15 protein-coding genes are annotated in these 16,255 nt (G+C 68.6%); 8 read left to right on the forward strand and 7 right to left on the reverse strand.

All coding sequences use genetic code 11. The annotated features are described in order from the left end of the window. The first annotated feature begins 2 nt into the window (after window positions 1-2). Entirely contained in the window at window positions 3-1,055 is a 1,053-nt protein-coding gene (locus AC1DBD_RS01780; protein ID WP_441416862.1) for a LacI family DNA-binding transcriptional regulator, read from the forward strand. Between the two features lie 36 nt (window positions 1,056-1,091). On the opposite strand, the gene AC1DBD_RS01785 is transcribed toward AC1DBD_RS01780, so the two are convergent. Continuing rightward, window positions 1,092-1,817, reverse strand: coding sequence for a DUF4397 domain-containing protein (locus AC1DBD_RS01785; protein WP_441416863.1), 726 nt, complete (start codon window positions 1,815-1,817; stop codon window positions 1,092-1,094). Between the two features lie 112 nt (window positions 1,818-1,929). Next, complete coding sequence (locus tag AC1DBD_RS01790) at window positions 1,930-2,358, reverse strand: PaaI family thioesterase (protein ID WP_441416864.1); 429 nt, start codon at window positions 2,356-2,358, stop codon at window positions 1,930-1,932. A 161-nt stretch (window positions 2,359-2,519) separates the two neighbouring features. Here AC1DBD_RS01790 and paaZ point away from each other — a divergent pair, with 161 nt between their 5' ends. The 4 genes from paaZ to AC1DBD_RS01810 all read left to right on the forward strand — a co-directional run bounded on the left by paaZ (window position 2,520) and on the right by AC1DBD_RS01810 (window position 6,094). Further along, window positions 2,520-4,631 (forward strand): phenylacetic acid degradation bifunctional protein PaaZ, encoded by a 2,112-nt coding sequence (paaZ, locus tag AC1DBD_RS01795; protein WP_476892023.1) that lies wholly within the window; start codon window positions 2,520-2,522, stop codon window positions 4,629-4,631. A 140-nt stretch (window positions 4,632-4,771) separates the two neighbouring features. Beyond that, complete coding sequence (locus tag AC1DBD_RS01800; protein WP_476892024.1) at window positions 4,772-5,179, forward strand: VOC family protein; 408 nt, start codon at window positions 4,772-4,774, stop codon at window positions 5,177-5,179. 205 nt (window positions 5,180-5,384) lie between these two features. Next, complete coding sequence (locus AC1DBD_RS01805; protein ID WP_476892025.1) at window positions 5,385-5,726, forward strand: hypothetical protein; 342 nt, start codon at window positions 5,385-5,387, stop codon at window positions 5,724-5,726. Then, the gene (locus AC1DBD_RS01810) at window positions 5,723-6,094 is read left to right on the forward strand and encodes a hypothetical protein (protein ID WP_476892026.1); all 372 of its coding nucleotides are present in this window, start codon (window positions 5,723-5,725) and stop codon (window positions 6,092-6,094) included. Before AC1DBD_RS01805 ends, AC1DBD_RS01810 begins: the two co-directional genes overlap by 4 nt. Window positions 6,095-6,164: 70 nt before the next feature. Here the strand turns inward: AC1DBD_RS01810 and AC1DBD_RS01815 are convergent, their stop codons facing one another. The 3 genes from AC1DBD_RS01815 to AC1DBD_RS01825 all read right to left on the reverse strand — a co-directional run bounded on the left by AC1DBD_RS01815 (window position 6,165) and on the right by AC1DBD_RS01825 (window position 8,746). Further along, the gene (locus AC1DBD_RS01815) at window positions 6,165-6,776 is read right to left on the reverse strand and encodes a TetR/AcrR family transcriptional regulator (RefSeq protein WP_441416869.1); all 612 of its coding nucleotides are present in this window, start codon (window positions 6,774-6,776) and stop codon (window positions 6,165-6,167) included. A gap of 96 nt (window positions 6,777-6,872) precedes the next feature. After that, the gene (gene paaK / locus AC1DBD_RS01820) at window positions 6,873-8,210 is read right to left on the reverse strand and encodes a phenylacetate--CoA ligase PaaK (protein ID WP_441416870.1); all 1,338 of its coding nucleotides are present in this window, start codon (window positions 8,208-8,210) and stop codon (window positions 6,873-6,875) included. A 14-nt stretch (window positions 8,211-8,224) separates the two neighbouring features. Beyond that, window positions 8,225-8,746 (reverse strand): hotdog fold thioesterase, encoded by a 522-nt coding sequence (locus AC1DBD_RS01825; protein ID WP_441416871.1) that lies wholly within the window; start codon window positions 8,744-8,746, stop codon window positions 8,225-8,227. Window positions 8,747-8,837: 91 nt separating this feature from the next. Between AC1DBD_RS01825 and pta the strand changes: the two genes are divergently transcribed. The 3 genes from pta to AC1DBD_RS01840 all read left to right on the forward strand — a co-directional run bounded on the left by pta (window position 8,838) and on the right by AC1DBD_RS01840 (window position 12,854). Further along, window positions 8,838-10,979 carry a phosphate acetyltransferase gene (pta, locus tag AC1DBD_RS01830; protein ID WP_441416872.1) on the forward strand — a complete coding sequence of 714 codons (2,142 nt, stop codon included), beginning with the start codon at window positions 8,838-8,840 and terminating at the stop codon, window positions 10,977-10,979. Window positions 10,980-10,987: 8 nt separating this feature from the next. Next, window positions 10,988-12,157: an acetate kinase gene (locus tag AC1DBD_RS01835; RefSeq protein WP_441416873.1), complete on the forward strand. Its 1,170-nt coding sequence runs from the start codon at window positions 10,988-10,990 to the stop codon at window positions 12,155-12,157. Between the two features lie 124 nt (window positions 12,158-12,281). Then, window positions 12,282-12,854, forward strand: a complete 573-nt coding sequence (locus AC1DBD_RS01840; RefSeq protein WP_476981304.1) for a GNAT family N-acetyltransferase — start codon at window positions 12,282-12,284, stop codon at window positions 12,852-12,854. A gap of 197 nt (window positions 12,855-13,051) precedes the next feature. On the opposite strand, the gene AC1DBD_RS01845 is transcribed toward AC1DBD_RS01840, so the two are convergent. After that, window positions 13,052-15,433 (reverse strand): hypothetical protein, encoded by a 2,382-nt coding sequence (locus tag AC1DBD_RS01845; protein ID WP_476981305.1) that lies wholly within the window; start codon window positions 15,431-15,433, stop codon window positions 13,052-13,054. Window positions 15,434-15,440: 7 nt separating this feature from the next. Next, window positions 15,441-16,205, reverse strand: coding sequence for a peptidoglycan-binding protein (locus AC1DBD_RS01850; protein WP_441417832.1), 765 nt, complete (start codon window positions 16,203-16,205; stop codon window positions 15,441-15,443). Window positions 16,206-16,255: the final 50 nt, after the last annotated feature.

A 16,255-nucleotide genomic window follows, 5' to 3' on the forward strand; every position in this document is an offset into this window, starting at 1 on the left:
TGATGAGCGAACAGAAGCACGCGGGTCTCCGGGCCGGACCGGCGAGACTTAGCCCCACCCTTGAAGACCTCGCGACGGCGGCGGGAGTGTCACGCTCCACCGCCTCCCGGGCCATCAACGGCGGCTCCCGGGTCAGCCCGGAAGCTCAGGCCGCGGTGGACGCTGCGGTCATCTCGCTGGGCTACACCCCGAACCGGGCCGCGCGCAGCCTGGTCACCCGCCGGACTTCCTCGATCGCCCTGGTGATCAACGAACCCGATGCCCGGGTCATGATGGACCCGTTCTTCGCGGCCGTCATCACCGGGGTGACGGAGGCGTTGCGTGAGACCGAAATGCAGCTGGTCCTGCTGATGTCCCGGGCCGGCGGCGATCCCTCCCGGACGCTTCGGTACCTGCGTGGAGGCCACGTGGACGGTGCCATTGTCGTCTCGCACCATAAAGCCGACGGCTGGACCGAGGAGCTTGCCGCCGCGGGGCTGCCCACAGTCTTCATTGGAAGGCCGTGGGATACCGGGCTGGGGATCCACTACGTTGACGTGGACAGCTTCGAAGGCGGCCGCCTGGCCGCGCTTCACCTTGCGGCGGCCGGGCGCACCCGGCTGGCAACCATCACCGGACCGCTCGATATGACGGCAGCCGCGGACCGGCTGGAGGGATGGCAAGCGGGCCTCAGGGAGGCCGGGCTGCCGCCGGGGCCGGTCGCGCAGGGGGATTTCACCCCTGCCGGCGGCACCGAAGCGGCCGAACGGCTGCTGGCCGAGGACAGCAGTGTGGACGGCATTTTCGCTGCGTCCGACCTCATGGCCCGCGGTGCCATAACGGCCCTGCTGGCCGCCGGGCGCACGGTGCCCGGGGATGTCGCCGTCGTCGGCTTCGATGACCACCTGGCCGCGCCGGGCGAGCTGCCCCTGACCACGATCAACCAGCCCACGGTAGAAATGGCCGCCCAGGCGGGCCGCCTGCTTCTTGCGGACATCGAAGATCCGGGGACGGGCCGGGACCCGCTGATATTCCCGGCCCGCCTCGTCGTCAGGGAAAGCAGCACCCCCGGCTAGGCCGGGAATTTCCAGCGGGCAGGCAGGACCGGCCGCTTAGCGGCCGTGCCGGCCGTGATCCCGCCACTTGTCCGAGTCGACTACCTGGACCGCTACGCCGAGGTTGCCCTTCTTGAGGCTGCCCCAGGCGTAGACAATCGTGTTCTTGCCCGCGGCGACCGGAATGTCCGCCGGGCCAATCAGGGGCTTGGTGGTCCCGGCGGCCGCGACCGAGGCGGACACCTTCCCGGCCTTCAGCGTCAGCACTTCCTGGTCCGGGTTTGTCAGGTCCTCGATCACGGCAGTCTTGCCGGCAAGGACGTCGACGGCGGGCGCCGCGGCCACGTGCCTGACCGTCAGCTTCCCCTCACCCCGAGGGCTGGGCGAGGTGTCGTTCTTGAACAGGGTGGCGGTGGGATCGCCGTCCTCATCCAGGTGGGCCACGGCGGTGTAGTTCCGGCCCTCCCTGAGCTTGACCTCGACCGGGCCGATCACCGCGTCGTCGGCGCTCTTGGCGTTGGCGGCCGTGACAGCAATCTTGTAATTGCCGCCCTCGAGCTTCAGCGGGCCCGCGAGCTTGCCGGGCTTGAAGTCGTCCAAGGTGAGCTTGCCATTCACCCATACGTCCACGGTCAGGCCGGGGACTCCGTGCAGGACGGACAGGACGGCATCGTCGCCGTGGTGCCTGCCGCCGTCGTGCTTCCCGCCGGCCTGGGCCGGGGCGGCAAACGCGAGGGCGGCCGCCATCGACACGGCACCGGCGGCATAAACGGTTTTACGCATTTCAAACTCCTCATTGAGTTGCCCGGATCCGGGCGGTGATTTGCTTACACCGTTACTACCGGCCGGCGCCCCTCTTTGGATGCAGCCGGTCGGACCTTTTGCCCGGGCCCGCTCAGCCCTTGCGGTCCAGCAGCAGGTTAGTGATCCGCAGTGTGCAGAGCCGCTCCCCGGCCTCGTTGGTGATCAGCACCTCGTGGGTGGTCACCGTGCTGCCCAGGTGGATCGGGGTGGCGGTTATCGTGACCAGCCCCTCGCGGGCGGACTTGTGGTGCGTGGCGGAAACGTCCACGCCCACGGCGGTCTTGCCCAGGGTGCTGGCGTGGATCACCGAGGCCCACGAACCCACGGCCTCGCCGACGGCCAGTGAGGCGCCGCCGTGCAGCAGGCCGAAGGACTGGCGGTTGCCTTCCACCGGCATGGTTGCCACGACGCGCTCCACGGACTGCTCAACGATCTTGACCCCCATCTTCTCGTCAAGTTCACCGAGGGTGATTTTCCACAGCTCGGTACCACTTTGAATGTTGCGGGGGTCGGGCGTCATTGCGTCTCCTCTGGGGCTCTGGCCTGTCATGGGCCGGTCGGGCCCGCCGCTACTAGTGTGCCGCAGGGCTCCTTCATGTACTGTAGACATATTACCGAACGGACGGTCAGTAATGCGCTGGCCGTGTTGATCTTGCCCCGCGTTGGAAGGACCCGTCAACGATGACCACCACTGCAACAGCTCCGGAACCCTCAGTGGGCACCGTCGAGATCGTCCCCAGCTTCATCCGCAACTCGTGGTGGACCCCCGACGCAGCCTCTGCCGCCGGAGCCGCCTCCGTCCTGGACGCCAGCACCGGCGAACTCCTGGCAAAGGTGAGCACCGAGGGCCTCGACCTCGCCGCCGTCGTCGACTATGGCCGCACCACCGGCCAAGCGGAACTGGGGAAGCTGACCTTCCACCAGCGCGCCCTCAAGCTCAAGGAACTGGCGCAGTACCTCAACGGCCGCCGCGACGAGTTCTACGCGCTCTCCGCGCAGACCGGCGCCACCAAGATCGACTCGATGATCGATATCGACGGCGGCATCGGCGTGCTCTTCACCTTCGGCTCCAAGGGCCGGCGCGAGCTGCCCAACGCCCAGGTGGTGGTGGACGGGCCCATGGAGGTGCTGTCCAAGGACGGTTCCTTCGCCGGCGAACACATCTACACCCGGATCCCCGGTGTCGCCGTGCAGATCAACGCCTTCAACTTCCCGGTCTGGGGCATGCTCGAGAAGCTCGCCCCCGCCTTCATCGCCGGCGTCCCCACCATCGTCAAGCCAGCCACCCCCACCGGCTACGTCGCCGCGGCCGTGGTGAAGGCGATCGATGAATCCGGCATCCTGCCCAAGGGCTCGCTGCAGCTGGTCTCCGGCTCGGTCCGCACCCTGTTGGACCACCTCGACTACCGCGACCTTGTCGCCTTCACCGGTTCGGCCTCCACCGCCAACACGCTCAAGTCCCACCCCAACGTGGTCAAGGGTGGCGTCCGCTTCACCTCCGAAACCGACTCCCTCAACGCCGCCATCCTGGGCCCGGACGCGGTCAAGGGGACCCCGGAATTCGACGCTTTCATCAAGTCCCTCGTCACCGAGATGACCGCCAAGGCTGGCCAGAAATGCACCTCGATCCGCCGCGCGATCGTGCCGCAGAACCTGGTGTCAGACGTCGTCGCCGCCGTGGGGGAGCGGATCACCGAACGCGTCGTGCTGGGAGACCCGCGCGCCGAGGGCGTCACGATGGGCGCCCTCGCCTCCCGTGAGCAGCTCGCCGACGTGCGGGCCGCCGTCCAGTCGATGCTCGACGCCGGGGGCGAGCTCGCCTATGGCACCCTCGACTCGCCGAAGGTCACCAGCGCGGACGGGAGCGTCGGCGTCGTCGACGGCGGAGCCTTCATGTCCCCGGTGCTGCTGAGCTGGGCCGACCCCGAAGCCGAGGAGGTCCACTCGCTCGAGGCCTTCGGCCCGGTCTCCTCCGTGATCGGCTACACGGACCTCGCCGACGCCGTCCGCCTCGCCGCGCGCGGTGGCGGCTCGCTGGTCGCCTCGGTCTGCACCAACGATCCGGCGGTGGCCCGCGAGCTCGTCACCGGCATTGCGGCCCACCACGGCCGCGTCCTCATGCTCAACCGGGAGGACGCCCGCAGCTCCACCGGCCACGGCTCCCCGGTCCCGCACCTGGTCCACGGCGGCCCGGGCCGTGCCGGCGGCGGCGAGGAACTGGGCGGCATCCGCTCGGTCATGCACCACATGCAGCGCACCGCCATCCAGGGCTCGCCCAACATGCTCACGGCCGTCACGGGCGTCTGGCACACCGGTGCGGACCGCAACTACACCCTCGAGACCGAGGGCCAGCACCCGTTCCGGAAGCACCTGAGCACGCTGCACATCGGCGACGCCATCCGCTCCGATTTGCGCGAGGTCTCGCTGGAGGAGATCACCAAGTTCGCGAACTCCACCGGCGACACCTTCTACGCCCACACGAACCAGGAAGCGGCGGCAGCCAACCCGTTCTTCCCGGGCATCGTGGCGCACGGCTACCTGCTCCTCGCCTGGGGTGCCGGCTTGTTCGTGGAGCCCGCGCCGGGTCCGGTCCTGGCCAACTACGGCCTGGAGAACCTGCGCTTCATCACGCCCGTCGCGGCCGGTGACTCCATCCGCGTCACCCTGACGGCCAAGAAGATCACCCCGCGCGAGACCGACGAGTACGGCGAAGTGGCCTGGGACGCCGTCCTGACCAACCAGAACGATGAAATCGTCGCCACCTACGACGTCCTGACCCTCGTCGAGAAGTAACCCCTCGCCCCGCCCGTTGCTCTATCACTTATGGCTGCCGCGACGTTCGAATGGCAACCCACAGGTGATAGAGCAACCGCGGAGGGGCGGGTCTTTCCACCTTGCCCCGGCGTAAAATCGTGCTCGTAGGAGGTGGCGAAATGTCCCTAGCACTCAACAAAGCCACAACAGTCCTGCCAGTCGATGATGTAGCGCGTGCCCGGCATTTCTATGCGGACACCCTGGGGCTCCCGCACCGTGGCGTGGCAGACGACGGAAGTGAACTATTTGGTTCAGAAGGCGGCCCGATGCTGCAACTGATGCCAGTCAAGGATGGAAAGCATTCGGAGCACACCACCCTGAGTTTCGAAGTCAGCGAGATCGAACGCACCGTGAGGGAAATGGAAGCCAGGGGCGTCACGTTCCAGGACTACAACCTCCCTGATCTCAAGACCGAGAACCACATTTGCACAACGGATTCCGAGAAGTGCGCCTGGTTCATGGACTCCGAGCACAACATTCTCTGCGTGCACGAGAACATCACCACGGCAGCCGACTACCAGCTCTGAGCGGCGGCTCCGGGCTCCCGGCTGCGGGCTCCCGCTGCAGAACGGAATTGCGGAACGGAATCATAGAACAGCGCCCCGGCCTGCCGGGGCGCTGTTCTATGTCCCGGGCCGGGGCCGCGGCTAGGGCCGGTCGGTCCTGTCCCCGGGACGCACCCCGGGTGTAGCTTGAGACCAGATTCCCGGATGGCGGAGGCGAGGCGCAGACATGACTGAGTCGTCTTCCGGGCCGGTATCCGAAACCCTGGTCCGTCGCGTCGTCTGGTTCCCCACCACCCGGGCCGGCAAGGTGGCTCTGACGCTGGCCTACCTCACGGTGCTCTCGCCCGTCTGGGTGCTCCTGGTCCTGGGGCAGGCCGTGTTCAGGGCGGGAGCCGCCGACGACGTGGTGGTAGCCATGCTGGTGGGTTCCGTCGCGGCGCTCTGGACTGCCCTGCTCCGGGCGAAGGAACGCTCCCTCCTGGTCGCGGCCTTTACCGTGCTGCTGTCGGCTGCGCTGATGTATTTCCTTGGCTGGCTCACTTCGACCCCGGGCGGGGCGGCCCCGTGACGTCGCCTTCCAAGGCGCGCGGCCGCAAGATTGCCTGGCTGCCACGCACCCGCATCGGCAATGTGGCTCTGGTCCTGGACCTCGCGATGGCTGCTTTCCCGGTCTGGGTCCTGCCGTCCTGGTACCTCGTGACGTTACTGGTGGGTGCCGGCGGCATGTTCGAGTCGCCCCGGGCGGTGGTCGCGAACAGCGTTTTCCAGGGCCTCGTGGTGGCCGGCACGCTGGTGGTCAACCTTGCAGCGTTGCTCCGCGCCAAGGACTACTCGATCCTGCTTGGGCTGGCAGTGCTTCCGCTGTCCGCCGTGTTGCTGTACATGGGCTGGTTCGTGGCCGTGAACGGGTTTCCCGGCCTTGCGGGGGCAGGTTGACACGGACCCGCCGGGCTTTGAGGGCGACACCGCCTGCCCGCGGCCGTTAACGGTGCCCCCGGAGGCGGCGTCAGGCTTTGCTGGGGACGTGGAGGCCGTGGAACGCCATGGCGACGACGTCGTCGGCCAGCTTCTCGGGGGAGAGGGACCCGCCGGGCTTGTACCACTCAACGATCGAGTTGATGGTGCCGAACAGCAGGCGGGTGACGGTGCGGGGGTCGATGTCCTGGCGCAGCGAGCCCTCGTCGCCGGCGGCCGAGATCAGGGCGGCCACCTTGTGGTCGAACGTGCGCCGGCGTTCCAGGGCGTCCCGCTCGATCTCGGTGTTGCCGCGCAGCCGCAGCAGCAGGGTGACGAACGGCAGCCGTTCCACCAGGACGGAGATGGTCTCGCGGACCACGAATTCCAGCCGGGCGTCGGCCGAGCCGGTCCGCGCCTCAGGCCGGTCCAGGATGGCTTCGAGGCCGCCGAGGGCATGGTCGAGGGCGAGTTTGAGCAGATCGCCCTTGGACGGCACGTGGTGGTAGATCGCGGACTTGGAGATGCCCAGGTTCTCGGCGAGGATGCCCATCGAGGTGGCGTCATAGCCGTGGCGGTTGAAGACATCGACGGCGATCAGCAGCACCGACTGCTGGTCATAGCCGGGACGGCCGCGCTTGGTGGTGGTTGCTGTGCTGGGCATACTCGCTAGTTTCTCATGAACGGTCGGTCGGCCCGGCAGCGTGGCCTCGAAGGACACTCCTGCCGGGCCGGCCGGTGGCTGGACAAACGGGGCGGGTCAGGCCTTGGGGCGCATGTCGTAGATCCGGCGCAGCTTGCCGTTGGAGCGCTCCAGTGAACCGGGCTCGACGACGTCGACGGTGCAGGAGGAGCCGACGTGGATCTTGATCTGCTGCTGCAGCACCTTCGCCGCCGTCGCGCTGCCCTCGACCGTGACCGACTCGCGGCGTTCGATCTTGACGGTCAGCTGGTCCATCCGCTGCCCCTCCGGACGGGTGAGCTCCAGTTGGAAGTGCGGGCTGAGTTCGGGGATGCGGAGCGCGATTTCCTCGATCTGCGAGGGGAACAGGTTCACGCCGCGCAGGATGATCATGTCGTCGCTGCGGCCAGTGATGCGTCCCATCCGGCGGTGCGCCGGACGGGCGGTGCCGGGCAGCAGCCGGGTGAGGTCCTTGGTGCGGTACCGGATGATCGGCAGGGCTTCCTTGGTGAGCGAGGTGAAAACCAGTTCGCCGGGCTCGCCGTCGCCCAGGACCACGGACGGGTCAAAGGCGTCGATGATCTCGGGCCGGAAGTGGTCCTCCCAGATGTGGCTGCCGTCCTGGGTCTCCACGGCCTCGCCGGCGACGCCGGGGCCCATGACCTCAGAGAGGCCGTAAATGTCGCAGGCCTTGATGTTCATGGTGACTTCAAGCTCGTGCCGCATTTCTTCGGTCCACGGCTCGGCCCCGAGCACGGCGTACTTGAGCGAGGTGGAGGCGGGGTCGATGCCCTGCTTCATCATGGCGTCCGCGATGGTCAGCAGGTACGTCGGGGTGGCCAGGATGGCGTCCGGCTTGAAGTCCTGGATCAACGTGATCTGGCGCTCGGTCTGGCCGCCGGAGATCGGAATGACGGTGCAGCCCAGCGCTTCGGCGCCGGCGTGGGCGCCCATGCCGCCGGTGAACAGGCCGTAGCCGTAGGCGTTGTGGACCTTCATGCCGGGCCGGACGCCGGAGGCGCGCAGCGAGCGGGCGACCAGCTTGGCCCAGTCGGCGAGGTCCTTCTTGGTGTAGCCCACCACGGTGGCGCGGCCGGTGGTGCCGGAGCTGGCGTGGATCCGGGCCACCTCGTGCTGCGGCACGGCGAACATGCCGAAGGGGTACTCGAGCCGGAGGTCTTCCTTGGTGGTGAAAGGGAACTTCCCCAGGTCCGAGAGCTCGCGCAGGTCGGTGGGGTGCACACCGGCCTCATCAAACTTCCGCTTGTACAGCGGGACTCGGTCGTAGGCGTACGCCACGGTGTGCTGCAGGCGGCTGAGCTGCAAGGCCTCGAGCTCGTCGCGGGAGATGGTTTCTTCGCGGTCCAGGACGGCGTCACTGGGGGCGAGGGCAGATTCGGCGGTGGGGGTGGTCATCTGTGTCCCTGTTTCTATTTCTTGGAGATGGTGCGGCTGCGGCCGCGGAACTCGGCGATGAGTTCGCCCGGGGCGATGTCGGAGGGGAGCCCGCCCGGGAGTGTGGTGGCCGGTGTGGAGCCGGCGGGGGAGCCTGCCGGGCCGGGGATGGCAGCGGGGTCGGCGGCGTAGATCTGGATGTCGTACAGCCCGCTGCGGCCGGTGCTGGCGCGGTGGTTGGCGACGGCGGTCAGGATCTGCCCGCGGAAGGCCGGCTTGATGAAGTTGATGTCGACGCCGGACGCCACGGTGATGGTGCCTTCCTCGGCCACGCCCGGCTTCACCGGGTTGCAGGCGAGGGCAAAGGCGGTGTCGCCGAAGGCGAAGATCATGCCGCCGTGGGCCATGCCGAAACCGTTGAGCATCTCCTGGCGGAGCGGCATCCGGATGGTGGCGTGGCCGTCGTCGAGCGCCAGGACTTCAATGCCCATCCATTCGGAGGCGTAGTCGTCTTTCAGGATGGGGTGGGTGTCACCGGAAATCGTCAGTTCAGCCATGCGTCATTGCCTCCAGCTTTATTTACCGAATGTTCATTAGGTAATCCCATCCGGGTGCCTGCTGTCAAGGGGTGTAAGTATGCTGGGACACATGGCCAAAGGAATATATGTCAGCGCGACGACGCCGGGATCCGGGAAGTCGCTCATTGCTCTGGGCCTGGCAGACACCCTGCACCGGCACGCGGACCGCATCGGCTTCTTCAAGCCCGTGGTCCACGGCCGCGCCGACGCGGACCCGATGGTTGCGCTGATGAAGTCCCGCTTCGACCTCGACGACGACCGCTGCCGCAGCGGTCTGACCTTCGCCGAGGTCCGGGGCCTGCTCGCGGAGGGAAACCGCGAGGAGATCGACTCGCGCTGCGTCGAGATCTTCGCGGAGATGTCCCGGCACTGCGACGTGGTGATCATCGAGGGCACGGACCTGACCGGCCAGGACGCCGCCGTCGAATTCGACCTCAACGCCCGGCTCGCCAACAACCTCGCGGCGCCGATGGTCGCCGTCGTCGGGGCGAAGGGCCGCACGGTGGCCGAAACCGCGGACGCCGTCGAGGTGGCCCGCAAGGAACTCCTGGCCGAGCGGTGCACCCTGCTGGCCATCATGGTCAACCGTGCCAATCCCGAGGACCTGGAGGCAATCGCCGCGGCGGTCCGCCCGGGCGCCTCCGGCCGACCGGTATACGTCTTCCCCGAACTGGAGGACATCGCGCGGCCCACCACCGGCGAGGTGGCCGCCGCGCTGGGCATCGGCCAGGTGGCCGGCTTGCCGGACCTGGAACGCGATGTGCACTCGGTCAAGGTCGCGGCCATGAACGTGGCCAACTTCCTGCACGTGCTCGACGACGGCGCGCTGGTGATCGTTCCGGGCGACCGGGCGGACGTGCTGGTGGCCTGCCTGGCCTCCTCCTTCTCGCCGGAATTCCCGGTGCCGTCGGCGCTGATCCTGACCGGCGGACTGGCCCCGGACCCCACTATCTACTCGCTCCTGGCGCAGGCCCCGTTCCCGATCTTCGCCGCCCCGGACGACACCTACGTGACCGCCAAACGCGTCTCCGAGGTGCGCAGCGAAATCTGGTCCGGCCACCGCCGCAAGGTGGCGTCAGCGCTGGGCCTGTGGGCCAAACGCGTGGACGAGGCGGAACTGCTGGAGCGGCTGCATCTGCCGCGGCCGGAGCGGATGACGCCGCTGCGCTTCCTGCATGACCTGATCGAACGGGCCCGTTCGCAGCGCCGCCACATCGTCCTGCCGGAGGGCACGGACGTCCGGATCCTCCGGGCCGCGGAGATCCTGCACCGCCGGGACGTCTGCGAGCTCACCGTGCTGGGCCGGGAGGCGGACGTGCGCGAACTTGCCGCCACCCAGGGGATCGACCTCGCCGGAATCAACATCGTGGACCCGGCCACCTCCGAGCTGCGCCAGGGTTTCGCGCAGAAATACGCGGAGCTGCGCGCGCACAAGGGCGTGGACCTGGCGAAGGCACTCGAGGTGATGCAGGACGAAAGCTATTTCGGCACCATGATGGTCCAGCTCGGCGTGGTGGACGGCATGGTCTCCGGCGCCGCGCACACGACGGCACACACGATCCGCCCGGCGCTGGAGTTCGTGAAGACCCGCGAGGGCGTCAAGATCGTCTCCTCCGTGTTCCTGATGCTGATGCCGGACCGGGTGCTGGTCTACGGTGACTGCGCGGTCAACCCCGAGCCCAATGTGGAGCAGCTCGCGGACATCGCCCTGGCCTCGGCCGAAACCGCGGCCCAGTTCGGCGTCGAACCGCGCGTTGCCATGCTCTCCTACTCCACCGGCGGTTCCGGGGCAGGCGAAGCGGTCGACGCCGTCCGCCAGGCCACCGAACTCGTGCGCCAGCGGCGCCCGGACCTCGCGGTGGAGGGCCCCATCCAGTACGACGCCGCCGTCGACGCCGCCATCGCCGAGTCCAAGATGCCCGGCTCGTCCGTGGCCGGCCAGGCGACGGTCTTCATCTTCCCGGACCTGAACACCGGCAACAACACCTACAAGGCGGTCCAGCAGTCCTCCGGTGCGGTCGCCGTCGGGCCCGTGCTGCAGGGGCTCCGCAAACCGGTCAACGACCTGTCCCGCGGCTGCACGGTGGATGACATCCTGAACACCGTCGCCATCACCGCGATCCAGGCCCAGTCGGCCCAGCCGGCCACGGGACAGGCCGCCGCGCCGGCCGCCGGACACGCAACCGTACAGCCCGTCGAAGCCAAGGCTTAGGAGGCCCCATGCTCGTTCTCGTCATCAACTCCGGCTCATCCTCGCTCAAGTACCAGGTCCGCGACGTCGAAGCGGGCAGCGTCCTTGCCGAGGGGCTGGTCGAGAAGATCGGGATGGGCAACGGCGGTGACGGCGACGGCGAGATTGAGGGCCCCCGCGACCACGCGGAGGCCCTGGAACAAGTGGACGGGGCGATCCACGAGGCACTGGGTGACCGGCCGCTCGACGCCGTGGGCCACCGTGTGGTGCACGGCGGTGAGCGTTTCGCCGAGCCCGTGCTGGTCAATAACGAGATCACCCGCGCCATCGAACGGCTGAACCCGCTGGCGCCGCTGCACAACCCGGCCAACGTCCTCGGCATCCGCGCGATCGCGAAGAAGTGGCCGGAGCTGCCGCAGGTGGCCGTCTTCGATACCGCCTTCCACCGCACCCTGCCCGAACACGCCTGGCGCTACGCCGTGCCGGACGAGCTTTACACCAACCACGGCATCCGGCGCTACGGCTTCCACGGCACCTCGCACGAGTATGTGGCGCACCGGGCCGCGGCGCTGCTGGACCTGCCGGTGGACGAATTCGACGCCGTCATCGCGCACCTCGGCAACGGCGCCTCGGTCACTGCCATCCGCGGCGGCAAGTCCATCGACACCTCGATGGGCTTCACCCCGCTGGAGGGCCTCGTGATGGGCACCCGCTCCGGCGACCTGGACCCGTCGATCCTGGTGTTCCTGGGCCGGGCCGGCTGGTCCGCCGAGGACCTCGATTCCATGCTGAACCGCCAGTCCGGGCTCAAGGGCCTCGCGGGGAACAACGACATGCGCTCCGTCGTCGAGGCGGCCGAAGCCGGCGACGCCAAGTCCGCCATGGCCCTCGCGGTGGCCTCCTACCGGCTGGCCAAGTACATCGGCGGCTACCACGTGGCCGTCGGCGGCGCGAAGGCCCTGGTCTTCACCGCCGGGATCGGCGAAAACTCGCACCAGTTCCGGAGCCTGGTTGCGGAACGGCTGGGGGCTCTCGGCGTGGAGCTCGACGCCGGGCTGAACCGAGAGCGGTCCAAGGAACCCCGGGTGATTTCCACGCCCGAGTCGGCCCTGCCGGTGCTGGTGGTGCCCACCGACGAGGAACGCGCGATCGCGGAGGCGACCGCCGCCGTCGTCGCCCGCTCATCGGTTGCTCAGTAACCGCCCTTCTGGCGGCTCAAAACGGCACTGCTGGGCCCACGCCGGCAGGGTTCCCTGACCGAGCTTGCGAGGGGAGCGGGCCGGCGGCGAGCAACCGGCGGGGAACGGGTCCTAGGCTGGGGGCATGACCGAACCGAACCTTTCCTTCCGGCTTCCCCTCCGCACTCGGCGGTTGGTGCTGCGCCGCTTCGAGGCCGGGGACCTGGACGCCTTCCACGCCTACCACTCGCTGCCGGAAACCGCCCGCTTCCTCCCGCGGGATGCCAAGAGCTACACGCAGTCGATGGAGTACGTGGGTAAGTACGCCAACTTCGTCTTCGAAAAGGAGGGCGACTGGGTGGCGCTGGCAATCGAGGCTGCCGACTCGCCGGGACTGCTGGGCGAGGTGGTGCTCAAGTGGCTCCCCGGCTGCGGCCAGGCCGAGGTCGGCTGGAGCCTGGCGCCGGAAGCCCGCGGAAAAGGCTACGCGGCCGAAGCTGCGCAGGCGATGCTGAAGCTGGGTTTCGAGGACCTTGGCTTCCACCGGATCGACGCCAAGCTGGATGCCTTGAACACCGCCTCCGCAGCCCTGTGTGAGCGCCTAGGCATGCGGCTGGAGTCCACCCAGGTGGACAAGTGGCACTACAAGGGCCAGTGGGCCACCGAGGTGGTCTACGCGATGCTCGCCGAGGAGTGGCAGGCCCGCCAGCCTGGGTAGGTGCGCGGGCCCTTACAACCCGGCGATTGCTCCGGCCGACAGCTCCCGACGCTCCCGCCCAGTTGTTCCCGTACCCGCAGCCCCCGGACTCCGGCGGCCCCCGAGGTCCCGCGGCTCGTCTGATCCCGGCCAGGTTCATGCAGCCATGAACTGGGCTGGAGCGTCAACGACGGCGGCCGACAACTCCCGACGGCGGCCTACGGGGCCGGCGGAGCCGACGTCGTGGTGGCGGGCGAGGCGGTGTCTTCGCCGGGAACCGGCGCGGGGGCCGGCTCGGTGGCGCCGTCCACAGGCTGGCTGGGCTCCGGGTCGAGCGTGGCGTCCGGTGCGGGCGGGACGGTTGCACCCGGGCCGGGCTGGTCCGTCGTGGCAGGCGACGGCGAGGGTGTGGCCCCGGGGGTGGCGCCCGGCGAAGCCGTTGCCGGCGCCGTCGGCGTGCCAGCCCCGCCCGGGGTGGCGCTGGGGTCCGTCCGGACGATCTCCATGATCTGTTCCTTGAACCCGTTCAGCTTGCCCTGGATCTCCGAGAGCGGAACGTTCTGCAGGTTCCGCCCGTACTCCGCGATCTGCTGCCACAGCGCGGTGAGCCTGGACATGCCGTCCGGGCTCAGCGGCCCGTCCAGCGTGAGGACCAACTGGCTGGCCAGGGCGTAGGTGAGGCACCTGAGGCAGTTGTAGTTGGCGGCGGCGGAGAGGTTCTCCGGCACGACCACATCCGCCTGGCCCACGATCAGCACCACCTGGAAACCGACTGCCACGGCGGCGCAGTCCTTGCAGCTGGCGAAGGCATACGCCTCGTTGGTGTTGCGGACGTCTTCGCCGTCGTCGGCCCACACCAATGCGAAGGCGACGTCGTACACGACCGAACCGTCTGTGGTGTTGACGGCCAGCGACTGGTTGCCGCCCTCTTCCGGTGCGGCCGGTTTGTCGAAGGGGAACACCCAGGACGGGGCCGCCGTCGTGGTGCCGGATCCGCCGGCTGGGGCAGACCCTTCCCGGGGTACCAACACCATGCTCAGCTGTGGGTCCTCGCGGGTGGGCTTCTTCGCGCCGGCCGGCCAGAGCGCCACGGTACGGCCGGCCTGGCCTTCCTTCATCGCCTTGGTCGAGGCGGCGGGGAACACGGCCGTGGTGATGTCGCTGAGGGTGCCGCGTTCGTAGGGCTGGACCGGGCGGTAGGTCTCGGCGCCGGGCCACCAGGCCCAGGCGAGGCCCGCTGTGACAGCTGCGATGGCGGCCATGGCGACGCCGCGCTGCAGTGCCTTGCCGCGGGTCCGCTGCCAGAGGCCGGTCACGAACTGCCGGCCCAGGCGCAGCAGGATATAGAAGATGCCCAGGACCGGCAGCGCAATGCAGATGATCGCAAGCCCCCGCACGGCAGCATCGGCAAAATCGCCCGAGGCGGCGCTGTGCGAGAGCATGGCCTGCTGCTTCCAACCGTTGTCCCAAGCGGTGCCGAGGATCCGCGGCAGGGTAAGCACCATGGTGACCAGGCTGAAGAGCAGCAAGGGCACGGTGACGAGCACCCAAACGGTGACCACGGCCCGGGCCCAGGGCTTGAGGAGCCGGGCCTCGGGATCGGTTTTGCGCCAGGGAATTAACGCCAGCAGGGTCGGCTTGATCCGCTGGAAGAGGTCCGGGACTCCGGTGGCGTCAGCGAGGATGTGGTACCCGTCGAACCGGACCATCGGCATCAGCTGCCGGACCATTTGCAGGATCTGGGTGACCACCACCAGCAGCAGGGCGTCGAAACCGGTGGCCCACCAGACACCCATGATGGCCACAGCCACGATGGCGTTGAAGTACAGGCCGCCCAGGTCGGTGCGGATCCGGCCGGCGCGGCCCAGCCGGTACGAATCCGTGACGTCGGTGTAGAACGCCGGCCACATCAGGTACAGACCGGTGCCCATGGCGCCCGGCGTGGCCCCTCCGCGGCGGGCCGCGGCGGCATGCCCGAATTCGTGGAAGCCGGCCGACAGTACCGTGACCAGCAGGATCAGCAGCACCAGACCCGGATTGGCAAAGGCCTCATGGGTGGCCGAGGCGAGCCCCTTGACCATCAGCACCCACCAGCAGGTCGCCAGGAAGGCGGCGGTCACGGCCACGACGATCAGCGGGTTGAAGAGTGTGGCGAAGGGGGCGGTAAGTTTCCGCGTGCGTTCCGGGTCCGTCACGGAGTACCGGAAGCGCATGCCCAGGAGCGGGTTGGACTTCTTGACTTCGGGTTGCGAGCCGTCGGCCAGCCGCAGGAGGCCCAGGGGGAGCAGTTGGGAGTCGATCAGTGTCTGGACGTTCCCCGCATTGACTGGCTTGCCGTAGGCGCTGCCGGCGTGCTGCGCGATCTCCTCCAGGCTGCGGCGGCCGTCGATGGCCTCGAGCACCAAGTAGAGCAGGCGAGTCAGCTGGATCGTCTGGCCGTCGGCACGCCGGACCAACGACGGGGCCTGCTTGTAGCCGGAGCCCTTCGTCTCGCCGATCAGCTGGACGCCGTCGGCCAGGGCCGGAGGCGGCAGGGTGCCCGGGGCGGCAGAGACCGGCGGGCCGTCCTGCGCGGACGGCCCGCCATGCAAGGTAGTCATCTAGTTGCTACTGCTGGATGTTCGACTGCTGGTCAGCCGAGGCCGTTGCCTCGCCCTCGATGTTCTGGGTGATGATCGCATCCTGCTGCGACACGGCGAACGCGTTGCTGTCGATCGAGCCGATGTTGGCGGCGACGGCGGCATCGATCGGTGCCGCAACGTTGGCGTTGGCGGCCACCGCACCGTTGATCGGCGCGGTGATGCCGGCGTTGGCGTCGAGGTTGACGTCGACGTTCAGCAGGTTGCCGTTGAGTGCTCCGGTTGCTCCGCCCACGGCGCCGTCCACGGCGCCGCCCAGGTCGGGTGCCGTGCCGTCCGGAAGGACGCCCGTGGCGTCGCCAACAGCGCCGTCCACAGTTCCGTCCGGAAGCACCCCTCCGGCATCGACCGTCGCGGTGGTGCCGCCGTCGGCCGTGGGAGCGGCCGTACCGGCATCGCCGGCGGCGGTGGGTGCGGTGGAGTCGGCGGCCTGGTCGATGCCGCTGTCCTGGACGGAGGTGGCGTTGGCGTCGGCGGTGATGCCCTGGTCGATGATGACGCCCTGGTCGGAGAGGGCCTGCGCCTCCGAGCCAGCGGAGAGGATGTTCGCCGATGCGGCGGCGTCGATCGGGGCCGCGACGTTGGCGTTGGCAGCGACGGCGAGGTCGATCGGCGCGGCGGCCTCGATGCCCAGATTGAGGTCGGCGTTCAGATCCAGGACCGAGGCAACTTCCTTGTCCGGCAGGGCGGTGGCGCCCTCGGCCATCAGTTCCTCGTCGGACAGCCCGCTCATAGCTTGTTCAGTGCTCACGAATGACTCCAGTTCCGGCACGGTTTCCTGCT

Source organism: Arthrobacter sp. 10T419, from assembly GCF_056394105.1.

Bases quoted from the DNA above. Each gene is read 5' to 3' on its own strand.
- AC1DBD_RS01780 (WP_441416862.1), top strand. From the start codon at position 3: ATGAGCGAACAGAAGCACGCGGGTCTCCGGGCCGGACCGGCGAGACTT.
- AC1DBD_RS01785 (WP_441416863.1), bottom strand. From the start codon at position 1,817: ATGCGTAAAACCGTTTATGCCGCCGGTGCCGTGTCGATGGCGGCCGCC.
- AC1DBD_RS01790 (WP_441416864.1), bottom strand. From the start codon at position 2,358: ATGACGCCCGACCCCCGCAACATTCAAAGTGGTACCGAGCTGTGGAAA.
- paaZ (WP_476892023.1), top strand. From the start codon at position 2,520: ATGACCACCACTGCAACAGCTCCGGAACCCTCAGTGGGCACCGTCGAG.
- AC1DBD_RS01800 (WP_476892024.1), top strand. From the start codon at position 4,772: ATGTCCCTAGCACTCAACAAAGCCACAACAGTCCTGCCAGTCGATGAT.
- AC1DBD_RS01805 (WP_476892025.1), top strand. From the start codon at position 5,385: ATGACTGAGTCGTCTTCCGGGCCGGTATCCGAAACCCTGGTCCGTCGC.
- AC1DBD_RS01815 (WP_441416869.1), bottom strand. From the start codon at position 6,776: ATGCCCAGCACAGCAACCACCACCAAGCGCGGCCGTCCCGGCTATGAC.
- paaK (WP_441416870.1), bottom strand. From the start codon at position 8,210: ATGACCACCCCCACCGCCGAATCTGCCCTCGCCCCCAGTGACGCCGTC.
- AC1DBD_RS01825 (WP_441416871.1), bottom strand. From the start codon at position 8,746: ATGGCTGAACTGACGATTTCCGGTGACACCCACCCCATCCTGAAAGAC.
- pta (WP_441416872.1), top strand. From the start codon at position 8,838: ATGGCCAAAGGAATATATGTCAGCGCGACGACGCCGGGATCCGGGAAG.
- AC1DBD_RS01835 (WP_441416873.1), top strand. From the start codon at position 10,988: ATGCTCGTTCTCGTCATCAACTCCGGCTCATCCTCGCTCAAGTACCAG.
- AC1DBD_RS01840 (WP_476981304.1), top strand. From the start codon at position 12,282: ATGACCGAACCGAACCTTTCCTTCCGGCTTCCCCTCCGCACTCGGCGG.
- AC1DBD_RS01845 (WP_476981305.1), bottom strand. From the start codon at position 15,433: ATGACTACCTTGCATGGCGGGCCGTCCGCGCAGGACGGCCCGCCGGTC.
- AC1DBD_RS01850 (WP_441417832.1), bottom strand. From the start codon at position 16,205: ATGAGCGGGCTGTCCGACGAGGAACTGATGGCCGAGGGCGCCACCGCC.